Origin of the sequence: Mycobacterium colombiense (assembly GCF_001672755.1) — a bacterium.
Classification (GTDB): domain Bacteria; phylum Actinomycetota; class Actinomycetes; order Mycobacteriales; family Mycobacteriaceae; genus Mycobacterium; species Mycobacterium colombiense_C.
The window spans coordinates 104,518-122,279 of the sequence record NZ_LZKI01000195.1; the positions used below are offsets into that span (position 1 = coordinate 104,518).

Below are 17,762 nucleotides of genomic sequence, written 5' to 3' on the forward strand. Positions count from 1 at the left end.
CGCGGACCCGCCTACTTGCGGGCGTCGATGGTGACGTAGTCGCGCTCGGTGTAGCCGGTGTAGATCTGGCGCGGGCGACCGATCTTGCTGTCGCCCTCGTCGTGCATCTCACGCCAGTGCGCGATCCAGCCGGGCAGCCGCCCCAGCGCGAACAGGACGGTGAACATCCGGGTCGGGAAGCCCAGCGCCCGGTAGATCAGACCGGTGTAGAAGTCGACATTGGGGTACAGCTTGCGCTCGATGAAGTAGTCGTCGGTGAGCGCGGCCTCTTCCAGCTGCTTGGCGATGTCCAGCAGGTCGTCATCCCCGCCGAGCTTGGCCAGGATCTTGTCGGCCTGCTCCTTGACGATGCGGGCGCGCGGGTCGTAGTTCTTGTAGACGCGGTGGCCGAAGCCCATCAGCTTCACGCCTTCTTCGCGGTTCTTGACCTTGCGCACGAATTCGCTGACGTCGTCGTCGCTTTTGCGGATCTTCTCGAGCATCTCGAGCACCGCCTGGTTGGCGCCGCCGTGCAGCGGACCCCACAGCGCGTTGATGCCTCCGGAGATGGAGGTGAACAGGTTTGCCTGCGACGACCCCACCAGCCGGACCGTCGATGTCGAACAGTTCTGTTCGTGGTCGGCGTGCAGGATGAGCAGCATGTCCAGCGCCCGAACGATTTCGGGATCCGCTTCGTAGGGCTCCGCCGGCAGCCCGAACGTCATGCGCAGGAAGTTCTCCACCAGCGACAGTGAGTTGTCCGGGTAGAGGAAGGGCTGGCCGACCGACTTCTTGTAGGCGTACGCCGCGATGGTCGGCAGCTTGGCCAGCAGGCGGATCGTGGACAGCTCGACGTCCTCGGTGTCCATCGGGTCAAGCGAATCGGGGTAGTAGGCGGACAGCGCGTTGACGGCGCTGGACAAGACCGGCATCGGGTGGGCGTTGCGCGGGAAGCCGTCGAAGAAACGCTTGAGATCCTCGTGCAGCATGGTGTGCAGCTGGATCCGCTTGGTGAAATCGGCCAGCTGCTCCTTGCTCGGCAGTTCGCCGTAGATCAAGAGGTAGCTCACCTCGATGAAGGTCGACTTCTCGGCGAGCTGCTCGATCGGGATGCCGCGGTAGCGCAGGATGCCCGCGTCGCCGTCGATGTAGGTGATGGAGCTCTTGCACGAGGCGGTGTTCACGAAGCCGTTGTCGAACGTCGTGTAGCCGGTCTTGGACAACAGCGAGCCCAGCGCGATGCCGTCAGCGCCGTCGGTAGCGTTGACGATCTCCAGGTCGGTCTCACCGCCCGGGTACTTCAAAGTGGCGGTGTCGTCGGTGTCTGCCACGAGAACCCCTTTGCGCTCTGGCTGATATGGCTGCTGACTTGGTGCTTACTGCAAAAGGTAGTCGTTATGAGGATGAGGCGCCTGCCCGGGGTCGAGTCCGCTGGTCACGCCAACAATCGATCCCGTCATGCCGCCGCGCGACGTGCATTATCTGCGGGTCAAGGCTGCCGGCGCTCCACCCGATCGCATAGAGCACTCCGGACCGGCGATCCACGAAGTCGACACACGCGGGCTCGGTCACCTGGCTGACGTTCCATTTTTCCGTCAACACGCTGGTGAACGCCCTATCCTTAGGCGATCGGGGTAGTCGGGCCCCTAGACGGTGGTGCTCGGATGACGGCGAGCGTGGCGTGCGGGTCATGCGGCACCGGGCTGCGGCAGAACGCCAAGTTTTGTGACGAGTGCGGCACCCCCACCCGTGTGCCGGGTGACACAGCCGAGTACAAGCAGGTCACGGTGCTGTTCGCCGACGTGGTGCGTTCGATGGACATCGCGGCCGCCGTGGACATCGAGCGGTTGCGCGAAATCATGACCGAGCTGGTGAAGCGCGCGGCGGCGGTGGCGCGACGCTACGGCGGGACGGTAGAGCACACCGGCGACGGAGTGATGGCACTGTTCGGTGCGCCGATCGCATTGGAAGACCATGCTTTTCGTGCGTGTCTGGCCGCGCTGGACATCCAGGAGCAGGCGAATCGGCTGGCGGTCGAGGTGGCCCGCCGCGACCGCGTGGCGCTGCGGTTGCGGGTGGGCCTGAACTCGGGTCAGGTCATCGCCGGTGAGATCGGTTCGCGGGCGCTGGGGTATGCCGCGACCGGCGAGCACGTCGGGATGGCGCAGCGGATGGAATCGGCGGCGCCCCCGGGCGCGGTGATGCTGTCAGAGTCCACCGCGAGGCTGGTCGAGGACCTCGTCGTGCTCTCTGAACCGGAGTGGGTGCGCATCAAGGGGGCCGACCGACCCGTAGGTGCGCGCCGGCTGGTGGGGATCGCCCCGCGAGGTGGGCTGCCGGAGCGCGCCGAGGCGCGCTTGGTCGGTCGACGCTGGGAGGTGGCGGCCCTCGAGGCCATGGTGGACCGCGCGATCGGTGGCTGTGGTGGCGTGGTGAACGTAATGGGACCGCCAGGCATCGGCAAGAGCCGCGTGGCCCGAGAGGCCGCGGTGGCTGCCGCCCGTCGCGGGGTCAAGGTGTTTTGGACCTTCTGCGAATCCCACGCCAGCGACATCCCCTTTCAGGTGGTGACGCGGTTACTGCGCGCGAGCACCGGCGTGGCCGACCTCGACGACGCGACCGCGCGGGCGCAGGTGCGGAAACAATTCCCGGATGCCGACCCACAAGATTTGCTGCTACTTGATGATCAGTTGGGCATCGCGGACCCCGGCGTGCCGGTGCCCGCGATCGACCCGGATGCGCGGCGGCGCCGGTTGACCGCACTGATCAACACCGCGTCGCTGGCACGCACGCAGCCGGCACTGTTCATCCTCGAGGATGCCCAATGGGTCGACGCGGTCAGCGAGTCGATGCTGGCCGACTTCCTCACCGTCATGGCGCGGACGCCATCGATGGTGCTGATCACCTCTCGCCCCGAGTATCAGGGAGCGCTGACACGGGTGCCCGGCGCGCAGACGATAGCGCTTGCCCCGCTGGGTGATTCGGACATCGCGTCGCTGATCGACGAGTTACTGGGTTCCGATCCCTCGGTTGGCGAGCTAGCCGGGATCATCGCCGAGCGGGCCGCGGGGAATCCATTTTTTGCCGAGGAGATGGTGCGCGAATTGGCCCAGCGCGGGGTGTTGGCCGGTGAGCGCGGCGGCTACCTGCGCCGCGTCGATGTCGCTGAGGTGCGCGTGCCGGCCACCGTGCAGGCGACCATCGAGGCCCGCATCGACCGGCTGTCCGCCGCGGCCAAGCGGACGTTGAACGCGGCATCGGTGATCGGTGGCCGCTTCGATGCGGAGTTGCTCGCCGCGCTGGGCATCGATGTGGTGGACGACGAGCTGCTGGGCGCGGAGCTGATCGATCAGGTGCGACCCACCCCCACCGCCGAGTACGCCTTCCGACATCCGTTGATCCGCGCGGTGGCCTACGAATCACAGCTCAAATCCGATCGCGCCCAGTGGCACCGGCGCCTGGCCGCCGCAATCCAACAGCGTGACCCGGAATCGGTGGAAACGAACGCGGCGCTGATCGCCGAACATGTGCAAGCCGCCGGCGAGCAGCGCGCGGCATATGAGTGGCACATGCGCGCCGGCGCGTGGTCAGCCAACCGCGATGTCGGCGCTGCCCGGGTCAGCTGGGAGCGAGCATGCCGCATCGCCGACCGACTACCCGACGACGACCCCGACCTGCTGTCGATGCGCATCGCCCCCCGCACCATGCTGTGTGCCACCGACAATTGGCAGATCCGAGCATTCGACGAGAGCCGGGGGCGCTTCGCGGAGCTCCGCGACTTGTGCGTCGCGGCCGGGGACAAGGTCTCGTTGGCCACCGGCATGAGCGGGCTGGTAACCGAGCTCCTCTATTCCGGGCGTTCGCGTGAGGGTTCGCGGGTGGCATCCGAACAGACGGTGCTACTCGAGTCGATCGGCGATCCCACCTTGACCGTGGGATTGGCGTTCGTAGCTTTGGCCACCTGGTTCGATGCCGGCGAAATCGGCGAGATCGTGCGATGGTCGCAGACCGTCATCGATCTCGCCGGGGGCGATCCCGCCAAGGGCGCCGGCTTCGGTGGGATCAAGTCGCCGCTGGCGGTCGGGTTGGCGTTTCGCGGCGTCAGTCGGTGGTGGCTGGGCCGCCCCGGGTGGCGCGAGGACCTGGACGACGCGGTCGAGATGGCCCGAAACACGGACCCGGCAACCCTTTCCCTCATCGTCAACTGGACCTATTGCGTCGCCATCCGTTACGGGGTGCTTCTTGCTGATGACACCGCGCTGCGCGCGATCGAGGATGTGGTTCACACCGCCCACAGCGCCGGCAGCGACATCGTATTGAGCTTCGCCGGATACACACTGGGCGGCGTGCTGCTGCAGCGCGACGCCGCGGCCGACCGTCAACGCGGGCTCGAGCTGACGGTGCAGGCCCGCGAGTGGGCACGCCAGCGCATTCCCTACCTGGTCCGGGCCACCGAGGTGTTTGCCACCAGGGAGAGGGCCAGACGCGGCGAGCCCGATGCTGCCATTCCGGCGATGCGCGAAGCTGTCGACGAGTTGCACGAGGCAGGACGGATCGGGTTCGGCGTATGGGGCATCGGCGTTCTGGTGGAGACGGTGTTGGAGCGCGGCGCCGAAGGCGATCTAGCCGAAGCGCAAGCGGCGATCGAGCGGTTGGCGAACCTGCGGGCCGATCAAGGTTGGGCGATACGCGAGATCACGCTGCTACGGCTGCGCGCGCTGCTGGCCCGGGCCCGCGGCGACAATGTTGCTTACCGGGACTTGGTGAGTCGCTATCGCGCGATGGCGGAATCGCTTGGCTTCGACGGGCACATCGCCTGGGCCCAGGCGATGTTCGCGGATGAAAAATAATACGCAGTTCGACCATCCTCACGGACGTAGCGAAGTCACCCCGCGACCGAGTCGGCTGCCGCGATCAGCGCCCTAGCCAGATTCCGCGCTTCGGCCGGCGTGACGATCGGCGAATCGGGGCAGTCGATAATGATCTCGCGCAAAGCGCGTCCGTCCGCGTACTGCAGGCCGATCACGCATACCACGATATCGGCGCATCGCCCGTCGTCGGTGGTGTGCTCGATTCTCCACTTGGGGCCATCGAACGCCCTGGAGCCTCCTCCGACGTTGTCCCATTCGCTGACGCAGGTTGCCCGGAATGGCGGTGCAAGTTTGGGTTTCATGGCTAGATCGTTTCGGCGATCGCGCGCGTAGGCATCTGTAGTGCACTACTTAAAAGCAGTCGGCCCGCCACGCAGGGGATGAGGCGCCGTGCCTGCCTTGGCGAGGAGCAAGCGCCCCATTGGCGGGGCTGAACAGTCACACGGGAACACATCTGAGGATCCTCCGGTTCACTGATCTACACGGTGTCCGACCACGGCTCGAATGGGTGCGGCGGCAATCGTCGTCAATGGGGTAATCGTAGGGAAATCGCCGCTCAGCGAATGGATCTTGATCTGCCGAAGGATTGTCGCTAAAGCGAGGGTCGCCTCGAGCATCGCGAAGTGATCGCCGATGCATGCTCGTGGGCCGCCACCGAACGGCAGGTATTGCCAGCGGTCACGGCCTTTGGAGCGCTCGAGGCTGAACCGGTCGGGGTCGAAGTGCAGCGGGTCTTCCCACAGGGTGGGGTCGCGATGAATGGCGTAGATCGCGACAATCGCGAAAGTACCTGCGGACAAGCGGTATCCGTCGACCTCGATGTCGGCCATCACCATCCGCCCGACTGCGGGTGCCGGCGGGCACAGGCGAAGCGCCTCGTGCAAGACCTGCACGGTGTAACGCAGCCCGGGCACGTCCTCCTGGGTGAGCCGGCGGTCACCGCGCGCGGCGACTTCGGCGGCCACCCGCTGCTGTAACTCGGGCCGGTGACCCAACGCCCACAGCGCATAGGTCAGCGCGGTAGAGGTGGTGTCGTGGCCGGCGAGCAGAAACAGCACCAACTCGTCGCAGATCGCACGATCCGACAGCGGCTGTCCGGTTTCCGGATCGGTGGTTTGCATCAGTGCACGCACCAGCGGCGCATCACGCGTCGGGTCGGCTCTACACGCGCGCAGGATCTCGGCCGCCAGCGCGTGCAGGGAGGCGACGGCCGTGCTTGCCGACCGCTGTCCACGGGTAGGGAACCAGCGTGGCAGGTTGACGGGGCGCAACGCGCGGTCGGCCGCCCACTTGCCGCCGGTACGAAGCGCGGCTCCCACCAACTGCGTTTGGTCGCCCAGATCGATTCCGAGTATCGACCGGCCGAGTGCCTGCAACGTCAGGGCGCGGCATTCGGCGTCCAGGTCAACCGCCGCCCCCAGCGCCCAGCGGCCGGCAAGCTGTTCGGCCGCCTCAGCCATGTGCCCTGCGAACCGGGGAATGCGGTGTTTGGTGAAGATCGGCTGCAGCGCGCGGCGGCGGGGCAGCCACTCGTGATGCGGCACCACCAGCAGGTTGTCGCCCACCAGCCGACGGATCTCTAATGCGATAGGCGCCGCCGCACGCTCGGCGTACGCATCCGTGCGCGCCAGCACGTCGTGGGCTCCCCGCGGGGAGGCGACACACACCAGCGACGGAATCATCCAACTCGGCCCCAACACATTTCGGGTCACCGGACCACCAGAGTCCCGCATCAGCTCCAGACCGGTATCGAATCGTCGGGTCGCCGCCAAACGCCGAAAGTACGGCATGGGGTTTTTTGGCGCCAACGGCAATGCGATGACGTCTGGGCAGGTGATCGTCGCCGTCATGCCCATTAGCCTGGGCCGGCTGGGGTCGGGCAGTCACCAGTAGTCGACTACTGCATCTTGTTCACAAGCTCATCCCCACACTGCAGGCATGTTCCACCGTGCAAGAAGCCTGCATCGCGGCCGCCGAATACGCTTCTCGGGCTTCTGCATTGCGCGAGAAAGCAACAGAAACTCCGAAAGGGAAGCGCGACGCCACCGCTAGGTGCCGACTGTCGCACCGACCGCGCATCGGCAGAGCCGGTGTCACTCGGTCCGCGCCCTGTGGCTAGGTATCAGGGAGGCGAGTTCGGCGCGACTGGTGGTTCCAGTCTTCGACATCGCCCGATAGACATGGCTTTCGACGGTCCGTACGGACAGTGTTAGTCGTTCGGCGATTTCGCGGCTAGACAATCCCTCACCAATCAGCATCACGATCTCTCGTTCGCGGTCGCTTAAGGGCACAGGCTGGCTAACCTGACGAAGCGCCGGAGTCCATGCGCCGCCGCACTGTTCGGCCAGCGCGTTAGCCCGTGCCGCGCACCCCAATGCCGACCCCCGGAGTCCGCGCTGACGATACACCAGGGCGGCATGTGCGGCTGCATCGACAGCGGCAATGAGGTCACCCATGCGCTCGAATTCTATTGATACCGCGGTTAATCCAGCCGCGTCGCCTTCACGCAGGGCGGTCGCGAACCACGCGGCGACGCTGACACGAGGCCCTTCGACGATCCCCTTGAGCTCACCTAACCGAGGTGCGCATGAACGGTTACCGAACTGGGCGGCAGTTTGCAGGCAGACCACTTCTGCCGCGAATTGACCGTTAGCTGAAGCTCTTTCGGCCTCGGACAACAAAACGGTGACCGCCTCGCTGACGGCACCCTGCGCCGCGCCCACCCACGCTCGCGCCAGGCTTCGCTCGAAATCCAGTAACCGGAAAGGACGCCGCTGCTTGTCAAGGGCCGCGAGGGCGGCAGCTGCATCCACGGTTGAACCGCACATCGCGAGTGCAATCGCACGCGGGACGCCGTAGCGGTATCCCCAACCGAGGGCATGCGTGGCCGACAGTCCCTCTGCCGCTTGTTCGAGCAACGCGCGCGCGGAATGCAGTCTGCCCGCACCGAGGGCGGCCTGGCCCGCAATGGCCGCACCCAGCAATTGAGCCGCCCCCGGCAGTTCGGCACCCTGCGGGCGCACCCGCTCGGCGACATCAAGGGCGTCGGCAACCCGGCCAGCCAGCAAAAGCGCGGTGACGTGTGCGTCAGCGATGTTGAATCTCATGTGCGGAGCGTCCAAAGAGCGTGCCGCGACGCTATATCCCGCATCCGCGACGGCCACAGCTTCAGTGGTGCGTCCCGCCTCCGCGGCTATGTCAGCCAGGACCCAGGCGATCTCGGCATCGACGACGGCCGGCAGGTCGTCCAACACAAGCTTTTTCGACGCTTGAATCGCCGCATCCGGTCGGTCCGTTGCGAACCAGTACACCGTGAGAAAGGCATCGATATAGCTGCGCGCTTGAGGTGATGTGGTGCGCGAGGCCTCGTCGATGACTTTTTTTGCACCTGCGGGGTCACCTAGTACCCAGAGCATGTTGCTGGCCCGCCAGAACGCGAATCTGGCGCGGTCGACTTCGTCCAACAAACTGGTGTGGATCTCGGTCAGCACCGCGTCGGCCTCCTCGCCGCGGCCCAGCCACGAAAGCGCATGCGCGCGGACGAAGTTCGATTCCGGTCCCGCCCCGGCGCGGATTGCCGCTTCGGCAAGTCGATCGGCGAGGGGCAGATCCGCCAGCCAGACGGCACCGTGGGCTGCCCGTACGAGTAGCCCCGCGTCGGGTTTGAGGTCGGAGTCAAGGCTCAACGTGGCGCGGCGCACGACGACTTGTATGTCATCAGGGTCATCGGCTGCCGCGAGCTCGGCGGCGACGAGTCCGCGCAGCCGGCGCAGCCGGGTAGCCGGTGCGCGTCGGCGGCGAACTTCACCGTAGAGCGGATGCGCCACCCGCACTTCCACGCCTCCGGCGACGTGCTCAAGCGTGATGAGGCCACGGGTGTCGGCCTCCTCGACAGCCGACGCCTCAGCGATTCGCCGCAGCGCCGCCAGTTCGATCGGCTCCCCCACAGCCAGTGCGTCGATTACATCGCTAACCGGCGCGGGCAGCGCGCCGATGCGGGATTCGATCAGCTCAACCAGCCCGGGCGGCATGACGGGATCACCGAGCCACTGCCAGTACCCGTGCCGTTGCACGATGCGGCCGTCGGCGACCTCCTGTTCCACGATGTTGCGCAGATACAAAACGTTGCCGCGCGTCAGCTTCCACAGCCGCTGTGCGGCAGCCGGATCCACCGGCCCATCAAACGTTGCCGAAAGCAGGATAGTGGTCTCATCGAGCGATAGGGCTTGCAGATCGAGCCGGTCGAATTGGCCAAGCGTCCATATCTCTCGTACGGCCGCGGTAATCGGTTCGCCGTCGCGAATGGTGAGAATCACTTTCGCCGCCCCGCGCTGCACGATCTGGTGCACGACGAATATCGACAAATCGTCGAGCAGATGCACGTCATCGACGCACAACACCACCGTGACGCCCAAAGGTGCGGCCGTTAGCGACTCGATCACCCCCCGCAGCAACTGAACGGTTTCGGTACCACCCGACGCTGCCCACGCGCTGAAAGCACCGAGCGGGATTGCCCGCGCCGAAGATGTACCGGCCACCCACCGGCATTCGCATCCCTGCGATTCAGCGACAGATAAGGCCTCACGGGCGATCCGGCTCTTGCCCACACCCGCCGCTCCGTGGACAACGATCCCGGAAGCATCCGAAGCCGAGATGGCAGCCCCGATAGCTGCCGTCTCCTCGGAGCGGCCGGTCAACGGCCAGGGCAAGCGCACCTGAAAAGCCTAAGCGCGATCACCGCAGTTGCTGGCGCTTACCGCACCCTCTAATCGCGCTCGTGTTTCGGCATGGACCACTCGTAAATACCTGCTTGCGGTGATGAAGTCGATCGCGGCCGTCTTCCGCCGTCCTCAGGGCTGCAGGCGCTCCACCCGATCTCCGGTTATGCGGATGCGGTTGTGCAATCGATTCTCCCGGCCCTGCCAGAACTCGACCACTTCCGGGGCAATGCGATACCCACCCCAGCCCGGCGGGACCGGAACCTGCTCGCGGTCGGCGAAGCGGGCGGTCACCTCCCCCAGCTGGTCGAGCAGGGCCGCCCGTGACGCGATCGGTTGCGATTGTTGCGACGCCCAGGCGCCCAGCTGCGACCCGCGCGGACGCTTGGACCAATAGTCCTCGGTGGCCTGCGCGGTCACCTTCGTCACCGGACCGCGGATGTGTACCTGACGGCCGAGCTGGTACCAGGGAAACGTCGCCGAGGCGTAGGGCGTCGCCGCGAGATCGTCACCCTTGGCCGAGTCATAGTTGGTGAAGAAAGTGATCCCGGTCTCGTCCACGCTCTTGCACAAGACCGATCGGCTCGCGGGCCTGCCGTCGGCGGTGACGGTGGCCAGCACCAGTGCGTTGGGTTCGGCCACGCCCGATCGCTCGGCGTCATCGATCCATTTGCGCAACAACGAAACCCAGCCGTCGCGCAGCCAATCCGCGTCGAGATCTGGACTACCGTCTTTTTCCACTGACCCGTACTCCACACGCATTCTTTGCAGGTGCTCGTCTTCTGGTCCTGCCATCGCGTCAACGCTACCGGCGCTTGCTACCGGCCGGTAGCGTCGGCCCGATCAGGGGGTGCGAGAATTTTCCTATGACTGTGGTACCCGAAGACTTTGTCCCCGGCCTCGAAGGCGTGGTCGCCTTCACCACCGAAATTGCCGAACCGGATAAAGACGGCGGTGCGCTGCGCTATCGGGGCGTCGACATCGAAGACCTGGTGACCCAGCAGGTCACCTTCGGCGACGTGTGGGCGCTGCTGGTCGACGGCAAGTTCGGCCGCGGGCTGCCGCCCGCCGAGCCGTTCCCCCTGCCCATCCACACCGGCGACGTCCGCGTCGACGTGCAGGCGGGCCTGGCGATGCTGGCCCCGATCTGGGGGTACAAGCCGCTGCTGGACACCGAGGACTCCGTCGCCCGCGACCAGCTGGCCCGGGCGTCGGTGATGGCGCTGTCCTACGTCGCACAGTCCGCGCGCGGGATCTACCAACCCGCCGTGCCGCAGCGGGTCATCGACGAATGCGAAACGGTCACCGCCCGTTTCATGACGCGGTGGCAGGGCGAGCCGGATCCACGCCACGTCGAAGCGATTGACGCCTACTGGGTCTCGGCGGCCGAGCACGGGATGAACGCCTCGACGTTCACCGCCCGGGTGATCGCCTCGACCGGCGCCGACGTGGCGGCTTCGTTGTCGGGGGCGATCGGCGCGATGAGCGGCCCGCTGCACGGCGGGGCGCCGGCGCGGGTGCTCCCGATGCTCGAAGAGGTCGAGCGCACCGGCGATGCGCGTGCCCTGGTGAAGAAGATCCTGGACAGCGGCGACAAGCTGATGGGCTTCGGCCACCGGGTCTACCGCGCGGAGGACCCGCGGGCCCGGGTGCTGCGCGCCACCGCGGAACGGCTGGGCGCCCCACGCCACGAGGTCGCCGTCGCGCTGGAGCAGGCGGCCCTGGCCGAGCTGCGCGAGCGCCGTCCGGACCGGGCGATCGAGACCAACGTCGAGTTCTGGGCCGCGGTGATGCTGGACTTCGCGCGGGTACCGGCCAACATGATGCCCGCGATGTTCACCTGCGGCCGCACCGCGGGGTGGTGCGCGCACATCCTCGAGCAGAAGCGGCTGGGCAAGCTGGTCCGGCCGTCGGCCATCTACGTGGGCCCCAGCCCGCGCAGCCCGGAATCCGTCGAGGGCTGGGACCGCAGTCTCACCAACGCCTGAGCCGTTCGATCGGCGCAACCCTCTTGGGTGATCACTCAGTAAGATCGCTCCATGACCTTGGGGGATGGTGCCGAGTTCGCCGGCTACACCATTCAGGGGCTACTGAGCTCGGGCGCGACGGCCGACGTCTACGTGGCGCGGCATCCCCGGTTGCCCCGACTGGACGCGCTCAAGATCCTGCCCGCGTCGTCGACCGGTGATGCCGGTGTTCGGGAGCGTTTCGAGCGGGACGCGGACCTGGCCGCCGCGCTGCGGCACCCCAATATCGTTGCCATACACGACCGTGGCGAATTCGACGGCCGGTTATGGATCGCCATGGACTATGCGCAGGGCAAAGACGCCGGGCGCCTGCTGCGCGAACACCACCCCCACGGCATGGCCCCGCGCGAGGTCCTGGAGATCGTCACGGCCGTCGCGGACGCGCTCGACCACGGTCACCGGCGCGGAATGCTGCACCGTGATGTCAAACCCGGAAACATTCTGCTGACCGAATCCGATTCAGAACTACGCCGAATCCTGTTGTCCGACTTCGGTATTGCTCGAAAAGTCGATGACATCAACGGGTTGATGACAACCGATGGCGCGGGCACGGCCAGCTACGCGGCACCAGAACAGCTGATGGGTGGCGCCCTGGACGGCCGAGCCGATCAATACGCGTTGGCCGCCACCGCTTTTCACCTGCTGACCGGTGCCGCTCCCTTCACAGACGCCAGCGCGGCGGCGGTCATCGCCAACCACCTCAACGCGCCACCACCACTGCTGGCACAGCGGCGCCCCGACCTGGCCCCGCTGGACCCGGTGCTGTCGAAAGCGATGAGCAAGGACCCCGCGCAACGCTTTTCACGCTGCATCGACTTCGCCCAGGCCCTCGGCGAATCGATCCACGCCGCTGCCGCGCACTGGAACCCGCCGGCCACGCCATGGCCGGCCGCGATGGGCGCACCGCCGATCCTGACGGCCGGCCCCTGGCCCCAGATGCCGCCCTATCCGGCGGCGACGCCGGAATCCAGGCGAAGAAGGCACACCGCGGTGCTGGTGCCGCTGGTCCTCACGATCCTGTTGCTGTGCGTCGGCGCGTTCGCCGGGGCGCAGGTCTTACGTCGACCTCCACCACCATCGACCGCCGCGCCGCAGTGGCAGCCGTACGTCGACTACGCCAAGCAATTCGCGGGCTGGCTCACCAGCCTGAGCTCAAAATCCGCCGACACCGACATCCAGCGCATCGTCGACGGGTCGATCGGCGAATTTCACGACGACTTTCTGACCAGACGCCAAGATTTCACCAAAACGGTCATGGATTCCAATGTGTCGACCCAAGGGATCGTGAACTCCGCGGCACTCGAGTCGATCAGCGGAACCAAAGCCCAGGTCCTGGTCGCCGCGACGGCAAAAATCACCAACAGCAACGGCGCGGCGCAAGAGCCGCGAAATTGGCGGTTGGCGATGCGCGTCGAGAAAGTCGGCGACACCTACAAGGTGTCCAAGGTCGAGTTCGTGACATGAGATCAGATTCGGCGGGACGCATCATCTGGTGGGCGGTCGTGGCCCTCCTCGCCGTCACCACGGTCGGCGTGGACGCGCTCGGCGCCTGGGAGATGCATCTGAAAACCCTGCCACCACCGCCCGTAGCGGATCAACTCTCTGACCGCCAGGCGGCAACCCAGGCCGCGAGCGCGGGAACGGTGAAGGTGCTGAGCTATTCGCCGGACACGCTCGAACAGGACTTCAACGCCGCCAGCGCGATGCTGACCGGCGATTTCCTCACCTACTACCGGCAGTTCACCAGCCAGGTCGTCGCCCCCACCGCGCGGCAGAAGCGGCTGAGCACCACCGCCACCGTTCAGCGCGCCGGGGTTCAGAGCCTGACCACCAACGCGGCGACCATCCTCGTCTTCGTCTCACAGACGACAACCTCTGCCGACCAGTCCGCACCGACGACCACGTCCAGCTCGGTGAACGTCGGCCTCGCCAAAGTCAACGGGAGATGGCTGATCAACAGCTTCAACCCGGTGTGACGAACTGCTTCGAACCGGCGCGATGAGAACTGCCGCGACAGATGGTCAATATTGGTGATCCCTCACGGGCGAATGCGACAGCAAGGAGAACCAGCATGGCGATCAACATCGAACCGGCACTATCCCCGCACCTGGTGGTCGACGACGCCGCCGCGGCAATCGATTTCTATGTCAAGGCTTTTGGGGCAGAGGAAATCGGGCGCGTGCCGCGTCCCGACGGCAAACTGATGCACGCCGCGGTGCGCATCAACGGCTTCACGGTGATGCTCAACGACGACTTTCCGGAGGTGTGTGGCGGCAGGTCGATGACGCCGACGTCGCTGGGCGGCACCCCCGTCACGCTCCACCTGACGGTCACCGACGTCGACGCCGGCTTCCAGCGGGCGCTGGATGCCGGTGCCACCGTGGTGACGCCGTTGGACGACCAGTTCTGGGGCGACCGCTACGGCATGGTCGCCGACCCGTTCGGCCACCACTGGTCGATGGGGCAGCCGGTCCGCGAGGTCAGCATGGAAGAGATCTCGGCGGCGATGTCCGGCCAGGGAGCCGGCTAGTGGCGATCGCGAGCGCGGCCGTGGCGATCGCAAGCGCGGCGTAGCCGGGCGCGGCGGGTCGCCACTACAGCTCGAACCCGGGCGAAGCGGGTCGCCACCACCGGGACTAGCCGAGCAGCCGATCCAGCAGCCGGCGTCGCTGCGGCGGCGCCGGCTCCGCGGTGGCCGCGGCCGCGAGCATGGCGGACACGTCGGTGAACTTGTTGCGGGGGCGGCCGCTGTCGCTGCCGCGTGCGATTTCGGCGGCGTCGATGGCGCGCCATCCCGCCGCGTCGATCGCGTCGGGCTGACGGTCATGCACCAGGCGGGCCAGCGCGTCGGATTTAGCGACCGGATCGGTCAGCTTGCCGGCGTTGAAGTCGGCGACCAGGGCCTGCACGGTCTGCAACGAGCATGACTTGTTGGTGCCGATGAAGCCGCTGGGGCCCCGCTTGATCCAGCCCGCGACGTATGCGCCGGACACAGGCCGTCCAAAGGCGGGGTCGACGACGCGGCCCCCGTCGTTCGGCACGACAGCCGACGATTCGTCATACGGAAGATCGCGAATTTGCTTGCCGCGATAGCCGATCGACGTCAGCACCAAACCCGTTTCCAGAAGGCGCGTTTCGTCGGCGCCGGTGACGGAGAACTCCACGCCGGTGGCACGCTGGTCCCCCAGCACGCGGTTCGGGGTGAGCCGATATGCCAGCCTGATCCTTGGTCGATCCGACGGCGCCGAATCGTCGCCGAGCGTGCTCAAGATCTCCAGCTTGCGCTTGGTCAGGGCGTCCGACGCGGTCGCGAGATCGGCCGCCACCAGCTGATGGTCGGCCGCACTGAGCACCACCTCGGAGCTGCCGGTGAGCCCGATCAGCTCGGGCAACGTGAACGCCGACTGGGCGGGGCCGCGCCGGGCGGCGATCACCACCTCGCGCACCGCGGAGCCCCGGAAGGCCGCCAGCGCGTGGTCCGCGATGTCCGTGCGCGCCAGGTCGTCGGGATCCGAGGTGAGCAACCGGGCGACATCGAGGGCGACGTTGCCGTTGCCGACGATCACCACCCGCTCGTGGCTGAGATCGACTGGCAGATCGGCGAAGTCGGGATGCCCGTTGATCCATGCGACCAATTCGGTTGCCGTTCCGGTCCCCGGCAGGCCCATGCCCTCGATGTCCAGCCGGCGGTCGTCGGGTGCACCGACGGCGTACAGCACGGCGTGGTGATGAGCCAGCAGATCGGCGTGGCTCAACTGGTTGCCGACCTCGACGTTGAGATAGAACCGGAACCGGCGATCACTGGCGACCCTGTCGAACAGCCGGGTGACCCGCTTGGTGTTCTGGTGATCCGGCGCCACCCCTGCCCGCACCAAACCGTAAGGCGTGGGCAGCTTTTCGAAGACATTGACGCGCACGTCCCGCTGGGTCAGCAGTTCGTCGGCGGCATACATCGCCGCCGGCCCCGATCCGACGATGGCCACCGTCAGCGGCCGGCGACGGGCGTGCACCTCGGCGGCCGGGATCACCGCCGCCAGCTTCGACGTCGGCGGCAGCTTCTGGTCCTTCGGCCGCTCCGGGTAGAAGGATGCGTTGATCTCGATGAAGGGCAGCTGCTTGGAGTCCAGCCGGGTGTCGGGCGCGATCGCGCCGACGGGGCATGCGCTCACGCAGGCGCCGCAGTCCACGCACGCCACCGGATCGATGTAGAGCATCTCCGAGGTGGCGAAGCCGGGCTCATCCGGTGTCGGGTGAATGCAATTCACCGGGCACGCGAAAACGCAGGACCCGTCGTTACAGCACGACTGGGTAATAACGTGCGGCATACAAGAACTCGCAGTTGGTTACGCGGCCGGGACAGCGGCCAGGTGCTGGCGCTGCGGCTCGCTGCGGTACCGCGACGGCTTGCCGTTGATCTTGCACAGCCGCCACATCAACCGCGCCGAGCGCGTCTCCATCAGGCCGGTGTCGTAGGCCAGCATTCGCACATCACCAAACATGTCGCTCAACCACTTTCGTGATTCCGGCGACCGGAAGAACAGTTCCTTCTTGACGTCACGTGGGATGTCGAATTCGCGCCAGAACGCTTTGGGCGGCACCACGATTGCGCGACACAGCGCCTTCATGGTCAGCGGCAGGTACAGCGCGGTCCAGAACCGCTGCCGCTTGGTCAATTCCGGCACCCGCTTGCGCAGGAACTCGTGGGCGAACGAGATGTGGCGGGCTTCCTCGGCCACGTGGATCGCCATCACCCGCTCCATGATGGGATGCAGCGACTTGCCCTCGCGCAGAACATTTTTCTGCGTGTGATCAATGGGCTCCTCGCCGGCGAGCACGCCGATGAAGAACGCCACCGGCAGCGGGCCGGCCACCAGCGGAACCAGCGGGGAAAGCCACTTGAGCATCCGCGGCATGCCCGGCACGTCGGCGCCGATGCGGTTGACCATCTCCTGGAACATCATGGTGTGGTTGCACTCTTCGACCGACTCGTGCAGGCAGTACCGGTACTCCGGCGAGCCGTTGGGCACCCAGAATGTGTAGTTCATCAGGCCCCGTATCAGGATCGATTCAAAGTGCAGACCCACCTTGGCCACGTTGGCCTGGCGCCACATCCCGATCTTGATCTTGCGCTCGTCCGACTGCGCCAGATACCAGGGATGCCGGCCCAGCGGGTCGGTCTCCGGCAGAATCCATCGCGGATCGTTTTCCGTGACAGCGAATTCCGGTGAATCCCAGTCGATATCGGTGTACGGATTGAAGTTGCGCCGCACCGACCCCTCGGACAGTGTGGCAAGCATGTTGACGTATTCGGCGTCGTCGCGCACTTCCATGTTGCTTCGCCAACGCCGGACTAATCGCGTCCTAGCCATATCCAGGCCTCCCCAACGAGGTTTACATTTGGACGTGCTATGTCCAGACAGTACCGCAGGTACCGGATATTCACTAGACCCCTTCGAGGCACTGTGACCTGACCGGTGGTCATGAAATTTTTATGCCCCAGATCACACCCGCCCAAACGTCCGGTCGCGGCCGAACAGGCCTTTTGCCCCGGCGGTCGGGGCATGCGGCCGGGCCGCCGCACCGCCCGGTCAGGTCGGCTCACTACCCTGATGAGCATGGCTGACCAGCTCGAGATCCCCGCTGACATCAAACCCCGCGACGGCCGCTTCGGGTGTGGCCCGTCGAAGGTCCGGCCCGAACAGCTGCAGGCGCTGACCACCACCGCCGCGCCACTGTTCGGCACCTCGCACCGGCAGGCGCCGGTCAAGAATCTGGTGGGCCGGCCGATGGGCACGGCGACGCCGGTGGACGTCTCGTTGTGCGCCCAGGCGATCACGTCGACCGAGGGGTCGCTCTGCGGCTCGGGGGCGCTACCGGCGTCGGCCTTGATGACGACGGGATCGCCGACGAAGGGGTTCTTGGTGACCGCGGAGGCGAACTTGGAGCTGAACTCGCCGAAGGACAGGTGCAACGACCGCTTGTCGATCAGACCGAAGGCCGCGGCATCCCAGAACGCGGTCGCGCCGCCGTTGCCCAGGATGACCTCGTAGCCCTCGGGCAGCGAAAACAGGTCGGCGAGCCCGGACCGCAGCCGGCCCACCAGATTCTTGACCGGCGCCTGCCGGTGCGAGGTGCCGAACAGTGGCGCGGCGGTGGTGGTCAGCGCC

General features: G+C 66.4%; 12 protein-coding genes and 2 pseudogenes. 6 read left to right on the top strand and 8 right to left on the bottom strand.

Annotated elements, in window-relative coordinates:
• Positions 1–11 precede the first annotated feature (11 nt).
• Entirely contained in the window at positions 12–1,310 is a 1,299-nt protein-coding gene (locus A5708_RS25290) for a citrate synthase (protein ID WP_065031230.1), read from the bottom strand.
• A gap of 333 nt (positions 1,311–1,643) precedes the next feature.
• On the opposite strand from A5708_RS25290, the gene A5708_RS25295 reads away from it, so the two are divergent.
• The gene (locus tag A5708_RS25295) at positions 1,644–4,829 is read left to right on the top strand and encodes an AAA family ATPase (protein WP_065031231.1); all 3,186 of its coding nucleotides are present in this window, start codon (positions 1,644–1,646) and stop codon (positions 4,827–4,829) included.
• Between the two features lie 35 nt (positions 4,830–4,864).
• Here the strand turns inward: A5708_RS25295 and A5708_RS25300 are convergent, their stop codons facing one another.
• The 4 genes from A5708_RS25300 to pdxH form a co-directional block, all read right to left on the bottom strand.
• On the bottom strand, positions 4,865–5,152 hold the full coding sequence (locus A5708_RS25300) for a hypothetical protein (protein ID WP_196772759.1): 288 nt from the start codon (positions 5,150–5,152) through the stop codon (positions 4,865–4,867).
• A 168-nt stretch (positions 5,153–5,320) separates the two neighbouring features.
• Positions 5,321–6,700 (bottom strand): cytochrome P450, encoded by a 1,380-nt coding sequence (locus tag A5708_RS25305; protein WP_065031250.1) that lies wholly within the window; start codon positions 6,698–6,700, stop codon positions 5,321–5,323.
• Positions 6,701–6,943: 243 nt separating this feature from the next.
• Positions 6,944–9,565 (bottom strand): LuxR C-terminal-related transcriptional regulator, encoded by a 2,622-nt coding sequence (locus A5708_RS25310; RefSeq protein WP_065031232.1) that lies wholly within the window; start codon positions 9,563–9,565, stop codon positions 6,944–6,946.
• Positions 9,566–9,700: 135 nt separating this feature from the next.
• Positions 9,701–10,363 carry a pyridoxamine 5'-phosphate oxidase gene (gene pdxH / locus A5708_RS25315; RefSeq protein ID WP_065031233.1) on the bottom strand — a complete coding sequence of 221 codons (663 nt, stop codon included), beginning with the start codon at positions 10,361–10,363 and terminating at the stop codon, positions 9,701–9,703.
• Between the two features lie 71 nt (positions 10,364–10,434).
• Here pdxH and A5708_RS25320 point away from each other — a divergent pair, with 71 nt between their 5' ends.
• The 4 genes from A5708_RS25320 to A5708_RS25335 all read left to right on the top strand — a co-directional run bounded on the left by A5708_RS25320 (position 10,435) and on the right by A5708_RS25335 (position 14,125).
• Entirely contained in the window at positions 10,435–11,556 is a 1,122-nt protein-coding gene (locus tag A5708_RS25320) for a citrate synthase 2 (RefSeq protein WP_065031234.1), read from the top strand.
• A gap of 51 nt (positions 11,557–11,607) precedes the next feature.
• Complete coding sequence (locus A5708_RS25325) at positions 11,608–13,059, top strand: serine/threonine-protein kinase (RefSeq protein ID WP_065031235.1); 1,452 nt, start codon at positions 11,608–11,610, stop codon at positions 13,057–13,059.
• Complete coding sequence (locus A5708_RS25330) at positions 13,056–13,571, top strand: hypothetical protein (protein ID WP_065031236.1); 516 nt, start codon at positions 13,056–13,058, stop codon at positions 13,569–13,571. The genes A5708_RS25325 and A5708_RS25330 overlap by 4 nt, the downstream gene beginning before the upstream one ends.
• Positions 13,572–13,666: 95 nt before the next feature.
• Complete coding sequence (locus A5708_RS25335) at positions 13,667–14,125, top strand: VOC family protein (protein WP_065031237.1); 459 nt, start codon at positions 13,667–13,669, stop codon at positions 14,123–14,125.
• Between the two features lie 106 nt (positions 14,126–14,231).
• Here A5708_RS25335 and A5708_RS25340 read toward each other — a convergent pair whose 3' ends face one another.
• Entirely contained in the window at positions 14,232–15,920 is a 1,689-nt protein-coding gene (locus A5708_RS25340; protein WP_065031238.1) for an FAD-dependent oxidoreductase, read from the bottom strand.
• Between the two features lie 18 nt (positions 15,921–15,938).
• Positions 15,939–16,964, bottom strand: a complete 1,026-nt coding sequence (locus tag A5708_RS25345) for an AurF N-oxygenase family protein (RefSeq protein WP_065031239.1) — start codon at positions 16,962–16,964, stop codon at positions 15,939–15,941.
• A 246-nt stretch (positions 16,965–17,210) separates the two neighbouring features.
• Here A5708_RS25345 and A5708_RS27085 point away from each other — a divergent pair.
• Positions 17,211–17,378, top strand: a pseudogene (locus A5708_RS27085) (phosphoserine transaminase); the annotation flags it as partial.
• Here A5708_RS27085 and A5708_RS26550 read toward each other — a convergent pair.
• Positions 17,372–17,762, bottom strand: a pseudogene (locus tag A5708_RS26550) (phosphoserine transaminase); the annotation flags it as partial. The pseudogenes A5708_RS27085 and A5708_RS26550 sit on opposite strands and share 7 nt — an antisense overlap.